Annotated in this window: 7 protein-coding genes; 6 read left to right on the top strand and 1 reads right to left on the bottom strand. The window is 73.0% G+C overall.

Translation table 11 applies throughout. From position 1 onward, the window contains the following. Nucleotides 1–177: 177 nt before the first annotated feature. Nucleotides 178–1,068, top strand: a complete 891-nt coding sequence (locus ACI2L3_RS35940; protein WP_404756631.1) for an NAD-dependent protein deacetylase — start codon at nucleotides 178–180, stop codon at nucleotides 1,066–1,068. 248 nt (nucleotides 1,069–1,316) lie between these two features. After that, nucleotides 1,317–2,828 carry a UDP-N-acetylmuramoyl-L-alanyl-D-glutamate--2,6-diaminopimelate ligase gene (locus tag ACI2L3_RS35945; protein WP_404756632.1) on the top strand — a complete coding sequence of 504 codons (1,512 nt, stop codon included), beginning with the start codon at nucleotides 1,317–1,319 and terminating at the stop codon, nucleotides 2,826–2,828. Nucleotides 2,829–2,874: 46 nt separating this feature from the next. Here ACI2L3_RS35945 and ACI2L3_RS35950 read toward each other — a convergent pair whose 3' ends face one another. After that, nucleotides 2,875–3,528, bottom strand: a complete 654-nt coding sequence (locus ACI2L3_RS35950) for a winged helix-turn-helix transcriptional regulator (RefSeq protein ID WP_404756633.1) — start codon at nucleotides 3,526–3,528, stop codon at nucleotides 2,875–2,877. Between the two features lie 84 nt (nucleotides 3,529–3,612). Here ACI2L3_RS35950 and ACI2L3_RS35955 point away from each other — a divergent pair, with 84 nt between their 5' ends. The 4 genes from ACI2L3_RS35955 (at nucleotide 3,613) to ACI2L3_RS35970 (ending at nucleotide 8,747) form a co-directional block, all read left to right on the top strand. Continuing rightward, on the top strand, nucleotides 3,613–4,824 hold the full coding sequence (locus ACI2L3_RS35955; protein WP_404756634.1) for a pyridoxal phosphate-dependent aminotransferase: 1,212 nt from the start codon (nucleotides 3,613–3,615) through the stop codon (nucleotides 4,822–4,824). Between the two features lie 522 nt (nucleotides 4,825–5,346). Continuing rightward, nucleotides 5,347–6,576: an FAD-dependent monooxygenase gene (locus tag ACI2L3_RS35960; protein ID WP_404756641.1), complete on the top strand. Its 1,230-nt coding sequence runs from the start codon at nucleotides 5,347–5,349 to the stop codon at nucleotides 6,574–6,576. Between the two features lie 60 nt (nucleotides 6,577–6,636). Next, on the top strand, nucleotides 6,637–7,941 hold the full coding sequence (locus ACI2L3_RS35965) for a VWA domain-containing protein (protein WP_404756635.1): 1,305 nt from the start codon (nucleotides 6,637–6,639) through the stop codon (nucleotides 7,939–7,941). After that, the gene (locus ACI2L3_RS35970) at nucleotides 7,941–8,747 is read left to right on the top strand and encodes a hypothetical protein (protein ID WP_404756636.1); all 807 of its coding nucleotides are present in this window, start codon (nucleotides 7,941–7,943) and stop codon (nucleotides 8,745–8,747) included. The genes ACI2L3_RS35965 and ACI2L3_RS35970 overlap by 1 nt, the downstream gene beginning before the upstream one ends. The last annotated feature ends 186 nt before the right edge of the window (nucleotides 8,748–8,933 follow it).

Consider the following 8,933-nt stretch of genomic DNA (forward strand, 5'->3'; position numbering starts at 1 on the left):
GGCCCGGAGCGGGTGTCACGGAAGGCCTCCAGCTGGAGCGCCCAGCCGCCGCCCTCGGCCACACCGAAGCAGCCGAACCGCTGACCACCTTGGCGGCACGGCTGCGCGAGACGGAGTGACCCGTGCCGACCGGGGCCGTGGCCGGGCGGCGATGGCCGCTTTGCGTACCCTGGCCGCATGCGGACGCGTCCCACTCTGAGCTGGACCCCTCCCGAAGACCTGCCACCGGCCGTCACGGACCTGGGGCCGGTCGCCGACGCGTTGGGGGCCGGGGGCGTGCTGGTGCTCAGCGGGGCGGGGATCTCCACGGAGTCGGGGATCCCGGACTACCGGGGCGAGGGCGGCAGTCTGAGCCGGCACACCCCGATGACCTACCAGGAGTTCATCGCGGATGCCGGGGCCCGGCGCCGGTACTGGGCGCGCAGCCACCTCGGGTGGCGCCTCTTCGGGCGCGCCCGGCCCAACGCAGGGCACCGGGCCGTCGCCGCGTTCGGGCGGCACGGCCTCCTGTCGGGTGTGATCACCCAGAACGTGGACGGGCTGCACCAGGCGGCGGGCAGCCAGGCCGTCGTGGAGCTGCACGGGAGCCTGGACCGTGTCGGCTGTCTCTCCTGCGGCGCGTTCAGCCCCCGGCGCGAGCTCGCGCGGCGGCTGGAGGAGGCCAATCCGGGGTTCCGGCCGGTGGCCGCCGGCCTCAATCCGGACGGTGACGCCGACCTCACCGACGAGCAGGTCGGGGACTTCCGGGTGGTGCCCTGCGAGGTCTGCGGCGGCGTACTCAAGCCGGACGTCGTGTTCTTCGGCGAGACCGTGCCGCCGGAGCGGGTCGAGCACTGCCGCGGTCTGGTGCGCGAGGCGACGTCGGTGCTGGTCCTCGGCTCCTCGCTGACGGTGATGTCGGGGCTCCGCTTCGTCCGCCAGGCCGCGAAGGAGGGGACGCCCGTGCTGATCGTCAACCAGGACCCGACCCGGGGCGACCAGCTCGCCGCCGCCCGGGTCGCGCTGCCCCTGGGCCCGGCTCTCACCACCGTGGCCGACCGGCTGGGCGTTCCCGTTCCCGTCCGGTAACCGAACGTCACGCCCGGGCGTACACTCGGCCGCATGGGTCACATGGGTTCCACGAGGCACACGAGGACACCTCGAACCCACGAGCACGGCTAGCGACTCTCGCGCCGGCTCGCCGCTGCCGCCGTTCCGGCCCCGCGGGCGATCCTCGTCTCCGCTCCACGTCACCACCTCAGCTTCCCGGCTCCCGCCGGCGCTGCCGCCTGGCCGCGACCGCACGACCGGGTCCGCGCCACTTCGAATGGATCATCGTGAAGCTGAACGAGTTGTTGGCCGGACATGACCATCACGTACTCCGGGGCGACCCCGGCACGGTCGCGGTCACCGCGGGTGTGACCTTCGACGTGGGCCGGGTCGTGCCCGGTTCCGTGTTCGTCGCCGTGCCCGGGCACGAGGAGGGCGGGCCGGGCGGCGTGGCCGCCGCGTTGGCCCGTGGCGCCGCCGCCGTCGTCGTCGAAGGGGCGGACCCGACGCTCCCCGGGTCCGTGGCCGAGTGCGTCGTGCGGGTGGCGGACACGCGAAGGGCGGCGGCCGTCGTGGCCTCGCGGTACTTCGGCGAACCGGGGCGGCACATGGACGTGGTGGCGATCACCGGCACCAACGGCAAGACGTCCGTCTCGTACATGGTCGAGTCCGCCCTGCGGCTCTCCACCGGGGCGAAGGTGGGGGTCATCGGGACGGCCGGCAGCCGGATGGGCGACGAGCGGATACCGATGCCGGCGTCCGTGCTCACCACCCCGGAATCGCCCGATTTGCAGTACCTGCTCGGCCACATGCGCGACCGGGCCACCGGCAGCGTGGTGCTCGAGGCCACCTCCATGGCGCTGCTGACACACCGGGTGGACCGCACCTTCATCGATGTCGGCGTCTTCACCAACCTGACGCAGGATCACCTGGACGACCACGGCACGATGGCCGACTACCGGGACGCCAAGCTCCGGCTCTTCCAGGGCCTGTGCCGGCACGCGGTGGTCAACGCCGACGACCCGGTGGGTGCCGGGATCCGCGCGATGATGCCGGGGGCGGTGACCACGTACGCGCTCGACGGACCGGCGGACTACCGGGCGACGGACCTCGTCGTGAGCGCCTCGGGCACGCGGTTCACCCTGTGGCACGGCGGGCGTGCCCGTCCCGCGTCGATCCCCTTCCCCGGCCGGTACGCGGTGGCCAACGCCCTCGCGACGCTCGCCTCCTGCCACGTACTGGGGCACGACCTGGACGCGCTCGTCGCCGCGCTGGCCCAACTGCCGCCGGTGCCCGGCAGGTTCGAACGCTTCGAGACGCCGGAGGGAACCTCCGTGATCGTGGACTACGCCCACTCCCCCGACTCCCTGGACAAGGTCCTGACCACCATCCGGGGCTACGCGCGCGGCCGCGTCATCACCGTCTTCGGCTGCGGCGGCGACCGGGACACCACGAAGCGGGCGGACATGGGGAGGATCGCCGGGACCCACTCCGACCTCTGCGTCGTCACGTCGGACAATCCGCGCGACGAGGACCCGGAGGCGATCCTGGACCAGATAGCCCCCGCCCTCACCGCGACCGGCACCCCGTTCGAGCGGCTCGCCGACCGGCGTGAGGCCATCGCCTTCGCCCTGTCGTCGGCGGGCCCCGAGGACACGGTCCTCATCGCGGGCAAGGGAAGCGAGCCGCACCAGACCGTCCGCGGGGAGCTGCTTCCGTTCAGCGACATGGCCACCGCGCGTGAACTCGCCCTCGCGCAGACGGCCGCCTGCCGCCCGGGAGTCCAGTCGGTACGTTGAGCCGCTCGAGCCGCTTGAGCCGCTCGGGCCGCGTCCGCGCGGGCCGTCACATCTCGCGCAGCGCCTTGGCGAGGACCGACTCGCCGCTGACCTCGATCCGCCCCTGCCGCACGCCTTCGCCGACGGTGAGTTCGCCGCGGCTCATCGCCACGCACGTGCCGGCGTCCAGGGTGAGGGCGGCGTCGGCCCCGTCCGGCGCGGGTCCGTCGCCGTAGGTCTGCTCGTCGTAGGTCTGCTCGCCGCCGGTGAGCCGGACGTGGAAGCAGCCCTCGTCGAGCCGCACCTCCACCACACCCTCGGCGCCCGCCCCGGCCGCCGCGAGAGGCCTCAGCAGGGGCAGCGCGAACCAGTGCGCGCGCACCGCGTCCGTGGGCCTGCGCTCCTCCAGGGCGGGGGCACCCCAGGCGGCGAGGGCCTCCAGGACGGGCAGCAACTCGCGCCCCCTGCCCGTCAGTTCATAGACGTACGCCGCCGAGGGCGCGGGCAGCCTGCGCCGCGTCGCAAGGCCCCGCTGCTCCATGTCCTTCAGCCGTGAGGCCAGCACGTCCGTGCTGACGCCCGGCAGGTCGGCGTGGAGGTCGGTGTAGCGGCGGGGTCCGACCAGCAGTTCCCTGACGATCAGCAGGGTCCAGCGGTCGCCCACGGCGTCCAGCGCCCGGGCTGCCGCGCAGTACTGGTCGTAGCTTCGGCGAGGTGGCATGCGACATAGTCTATGCAAGTTGTTGGACTTTCCAAGCGGGAGCTTGGTAAAACCAAGTAACACACGTCACGGGAGGCGCACCGCATGGAGTTCCGGCAGTCGAGCAAGCTCAGCGAGGTCTGTTACGAGATCCGGGGCCCCGTCATCGAGCACGCCAACGCGCTGGAGGAGGCGGGCCACAGCGTGCTGCGCCTCAACACCGGCAACCCCGCGCTCTTCGGCTTCGAGGCGCCCGAGGAGATCGTCCAGGACATGATCCGGATGCTCCCGAAGGCGCACGGCTACACGGACTCGCGCGGCGTCCTCTCCGCCCGCCGCGCCGTCGCCCAGCGGTACCAGGCGCTCGGCCTGGACGAGGTCTCCGTAGACGACGTTTTCCTCGGCAACGGCGTGTCCGAGCTGGTCACCATGGCCGTACAGGCCCTCCTGGAGGACGGCGACGAAGTCCTCATCCCGGCCCCCGACTTCCCCCTGTGGACCGCCGTCACCACCCTCTCCGGAGGCAAGGCCGTCCACTACGTGTGCGACGAGTCGGCCGACTGGTACCCCGACCTCGACGACATGGCCTCGAAGATCACAGACCGGACCAAGGCCGTCGTGATCATCAACCCCAACAACCCCACGGGCGCGGTCTATCCGAAGGAGATCCTGGAGGGCATCCTCGACCTGGCACGCCGGCACGGCCTGATGGTCTTCGCCGACGAGATCTACGACCAGATCCTGTACGACGACGCGGTGCACCACAGCGTCGCCGCCCTCGCGCCCGACCTCGTGGTCCTCACCTTCTGCGGCCTGTCCAAGACGTACCGGGTGGCGGGCTTCCGCTCCGGCTGGCTGGTCGTCACGGGGCCGCAGCAGCACGCGAAGAACTACCTGGAGGGCCTGACGATGCTCGCCTCCATGCGGCTGTGCCCGAACGCCCCCGCGCAGTACGCCATCCAGGCCGCGCTCGGCGGCCGCCAGTCCATCCGCGAACTCACTCTGCCCGGCGGGCGGTTGCACGAGCAGCGCGACAAGGCGTGGGAGAAGCTGAACGAGATCCCCGGTGTCTCCTGCGTCAAGCCGAAGGGCGCCCTGTACGCGTTCCCGCGCCTGGACCCGAAGGTCCACCCGATCCACGACGACGAGAAGTTCGTCCTCGACCTCCTCCTCCAGGAGAAGATCCAGGTGGTCCAGGGCACCGGCTTCAACTGGCCCCGCCCCGACCACTTCCGCATCCTGACCCTTCCCTACGCTGACGACCTGGACGCGGCAATCAGCCGCATCGGCCGCTTCCTGAGCGGCTATCGCCAGTAGGGCGCCCCTTTAGGGGCGCGGGGAACTGCGCGACCAGCCACAGCGGACCGGCAGCTTCCGAACCGGCCTGCCAGCTAAGCTCACCGTGCGGCCACTTGTGTGGGCTGACCTGCTTCCGGATGGCCCTCGGCCCGTCCGCGCCCTCCCTCTTCGCCCTGCGGGACGGCGCCCTCAAGTACGGCGCGTACACGGAGGTGGACGGGGTCATCAAGGGCATGATCTACGCCCCGTTCGCCGAGTACGCCCGGGACGAGTTCGGCCTGGACGCCGAGGTCCACCAGCACCTCTCAGTCGAGGAGATCGGCGGGCCCCTGGACGAGGGGCGTCAGGTCATCGCCTCCGTGCACTACGAGATTCACCGCCCGCACCGTCCCTCGCCGGGGCGGGGCGGGGCGGCCACCTGGTGCCACTCACTCGGCGCACCGCCGACCTGCCCGCCGACGAGTTCGAGCCGTTCTTCGCCGGGCGCGGGGTCTCGCTCCGCTGACAGCAGGTCACCGGGGCTGCCACGATGGCGGCATGATGCGTGGAGGCAGTGTCGCCGTCGTGGGCGGCAGCATCGCCGGGTGTGCCGCGGCCCTCGCCGCGCACCGCGGTGGCGCGGACGAGATCACCGTGTACGAGCGTGCCGCGGGGGACCTGGCGGATCGCGGCGTGGGGCTCGCCATGCACGACTCCCGTTACGCGGAGCTGGAATCGGCGGGGTACGTGGACGCCGCCATGCCGTGGGTGCAGCTCGTGCGGCGGCGCTGGTACGTGCGGGACGACGCGGCCGCGTCCCCGCTGGGCCGGGAGATCGCCGTGATGCCGTTCCCCTTCCGTACGTACAACTGGGGACCGTTGTGGCGGGAGTTGCGGGGCCGTATCCCCGAGGGCGTGGACTTCCGCGCCGGCGCCACCGTGCGGACGGTGCACCCCGGCGAAGGGGGCGTCGAGGTGACCACCGACGCCGGAAGCACGACGCGCCACGACCTCGTCATCGGCGCCGACGGCTACCGCTCCGCGGTCCGTGCCGCCGGCTTCGGCGACGTACGTCCCGCGTACGCGGGCTATCTCGCCTGGCGCGGCGCGTTCCCCGAGGCGCGGCTGGACGATCCGGGGCTGTGGGCCGACGAGGACTGCGTGTACGCCGTCTTCCCGGGCGGGCACGTGATCATCTACCGCATCCCGGACGGCGCGGGCGGCCACCGCGTCAACTGGGTCCTGTACACCGCCCCGCCTCCCGGGCTCGACCTCGGACTCGGACTCGACCTGCGGCTCACCGGCCCCACGAGCCTGCCGCCGGGCGGCCTCACGGAGGCCCTCGCCGCTCACCTCGGGTACGTGGCGGACGAGCTCCTGCCGCCCTACTGGGGCGCGCTGCTCCGGGAGACCGCGCCCGGCGAACTCTTCCTCCAGCCCATGTACGACTTCACCGCGCCGCGCTGCACGGCCGACCGCGTCCTGCTGGCCGGTGACGCGGCGGCGGTGGCCCGGCCGCACACCGGCGCGGGCGCGGTCAAGGCGCTCCAGGACGCCACGGTCCTGGAGTCCGCCCTCACCGCGGCCGGCACCTGGGCGGACGCCCTGCACGCGTACGACGCGGACCGCACCGTCTCCGGCCGTTCGATGGTCGACCTCGGGCGGCGGCTGGGCGGGGCACTCGTCCAGGCGACGCCGGACTGGCACGCCATGGACCAGGCGGCGATGGAGACGTGGTGGAAGCAGGCGGACGGGGGCGGGGCGTTCGGCGGCCGGCGGCTCACACGCTGAAGCGCGTCCCGTTCTGACCCCGTTTTGGGGATGCCGACCGAAGATCAATAGTATCCGGCGATGATCACCAAACAACGGCCGGCGGCCTGGGTCATAGCCCTGCTCGCCGCCCTGACCGCCGGACTCGTCACGGCAGGCCCCGCCGCCGCCGATGACGACGACGAACCGGCACAGCCCGCGCCCAAGGTCGAGCTCGTCCTCGACGTCAGCGGCTCCATGCGGGCCCGCGACATCGACGGCAAGTCCCGGATGGCCGCCGCGAAGCAGGCCTTCAACGAGGTCCTGGACGCGACCCCGGACGAGGTCGCGCTCGGCATCCGCACCCTCGGCGCCAACTATCGCGGCGACGACCGGAAGACGGGCTGCAAGGACACCGAGCTGCTCTACCCCGTGGAGCAGCTCGACAAGGCGGGCCGCACCGACGCGAAGACCGCCGTGGCGACGCTCGCGCCGACCGGCTGGACCCCGATCGGCCCGACGCTCCTCAAGGCCGCCGACGACCTGACGAAGGACGACGACGCCGAGCGCAGCGGCCGCATCGTGCTGATCTCCGACGGCGAGGACACCTGCCAGCCCCTCGACCCGTGCGTGGTCGCGCGGGAGATCTCCGCCAAGGGCATCCACCTCACCATCGACACGCTCGGCCTGGTGCCCGACGCCAAGACCCGCGACCAGCTGAGCTGCATCGCGGAGGCCACCGGCGGGACGTACACGTCGATCCGGCACACCGATGAACTCTCCGGCCGCGTCAAGCAGTTGGTGGACCGTGCGGCCGATCCGGTCGTCACGCCCGTGGAGGCGAAGGGTGCCGCACAGTGCACCGGCGCGCCCGAGCTGAAGTCGGGTCTCTACACCGACCGTGAGAAGTTCGGCGAGCACCGCTGGTACCGCGTGAACGTCCCGGCGGGCAAGGAACTGCGCGCCTCCGTCAGCGTGGCCGCCGACCGGGCCGTCAACAAGGACTACGGCGTGCTGCTGCGCGCCGAGACGCCGAAGGGCCGCGAGATCGTGCGGGGCCAGGAGTCCGGCGACGGGCGCACCGACGTCATCTCGACGGGTCTGCGGTATCCGCGGCCCGAGGCCGACGATGACGACGAGGAAGACAAGTACGGGGCGAGCGAGACCGTCTGCCTGCGCGTCAGCAACTCCTTCTCCGCTCCCGCTTCCGTGAAGACGTCTCCCGGCCTCCCCGTCGAGCTGGCCGTGGATCTCGTGGACTCCGGCGACGACGCGTCGGACGTCGCCTCCTTCGGGCTCGGCCACGGCTGGTGGCTGCTCGGTGTACTCGTCCTCGTCGGCTTCGTCGCCGGTCTGGTCTGGGGCTGGCTCTCGCGCTGGCGCTTCGCGGTCTGGAGGACCAACTGATGCGTACGGACCAACTGATGCGTACGACACGTGTGGTGCGGCGTTTCGCCGCCGTGACCGGTGCCGCTCTGCTCGCCCTCACCGGTGCGGCAGGGGTCGCCACCGCCGACGACGACAAGTCCGGGGCGGTGACGGAGGCGGGCACGTCCTTCCGTACCGCCACCGCGATCCGCGTCGGCCAGGAGGCCACGGCGGAGGCGTCCACGGGTGACTACCTGTACTGGGCGTTCCCCGTGGACACCGGGCAGCGCGCCACCGTGCACGCGACGGTGAAGCTGCCCGACGCGGCGGCCCGGCACGCCGCGTCCACCTGGCAGGTCGACGTGTACGACGGGCTGCGGCGCCGCCAGGCCTGCCGGCTCGGCACGCCCACGAGGACGGCGGCCCAGGACGCCGCGACGGTGTCGCTGTCCTGCACGCTGCGTACCGTCAGGTCGTGGTCGGAGCAGTGGGCGAACGATCCGCTGCCGGGCACGTACTACGCGCGGCTGACGGTCACCGACCTCAAAGCGGACGACCTGGGGCTGCCGGTGCGGGCCGAGGCGAAGGTCACCACGACCGACGCGGGCGGCTCGCAGGCCGTGGACGGGGCGCTCGCGGAGCCGCTGGTGCCGGGCGCGGGCTCGGACGGGCGGCAGGTCGGCGCGGCCGCCGTGGAGCCGGAGGACGGCTGGTCGGGCGGCTGGTGGTCGTCCCGGTGGATCTGGACGGCGGCCGGCGGCGTCCTCGCGGCGCTCGCGGGCGTCGGCGGGTACGCGCTGACGCGCGGTTCCGGGCGGCCCGCGCGAGTGCCGCAGGGCATGTAGCGCGGGGTGCGACACCCCGCTTGCCGGGGCCGCCGCGCGCGGGGCGCCGGGGGCGTGGCAGGCTCGGTGGGGGGGGGGGGGGGGGGGGGGGGCCCCCCCCCCGCGGGGGGGGCCCCCCCCCCCAATGGGGGTGGGGGCCGTGACGGCCCGGCGCCCCGGAGGGGGGGGGCCCCGGGGGGGGCCACC

It is taken from the genome of Streptomyces sp. NPDC029674 (assembly GCF_044903205.1).
Lineage (GTDB): Bacteria > Actinomycetota > Actinomycetes > Streptomycetales > Streptomycetaceae > Streptomyces.

Excerpts from the sequence above, each read along its gene's own strand:
- ACI2L3_RS35940 (WP_404756631.1), top strand. The coding sequence starts at position 178 with ATGCGGACGCGTCCCACTCTGAGCTGGACCCCTCCCGAAGACCTGCCA.
- ACI2L3_RS35950 (WP_404756633.1), bottom strand. The coding sequence starts at position 3,528 with ATGCCACCTCGCCGAAGCTACGACCAGTACTGCGCGGCAGCCCGGGCG.
- ACI2L3_RS35955 (WP_404756634.1), top strand. The coding sequence starts at position 3,613 with ATGGAGTTCCGGCAGTCGAGCAAGCTCAGCGAGGTCTGTTACGAGATC.
- ACI2L3_RS35960 (WP_404756641.1), top strand. The coding sequence starts at position 5,347 with ATGCGTGGAGGCAGTGTCGCCGTCGTGGGCGGCAGCATCGCCGGGTGT.
- ACI2L3_RS35965 (WP_404756635.1), top strand. The coding sequence starts at position 6,637 with ATGATCACCAAACAACGGCCGGCGGCCTGGGTCATAGCCCTGCTCGCC.
- ACI2L3_RS35970 (WP_404756636.1), top strand. The coding sequence starts at position 7,941 with ATGCGTACGGACCAACTGATGCGTACGACACGTGTGGTGCGGCGTTTC.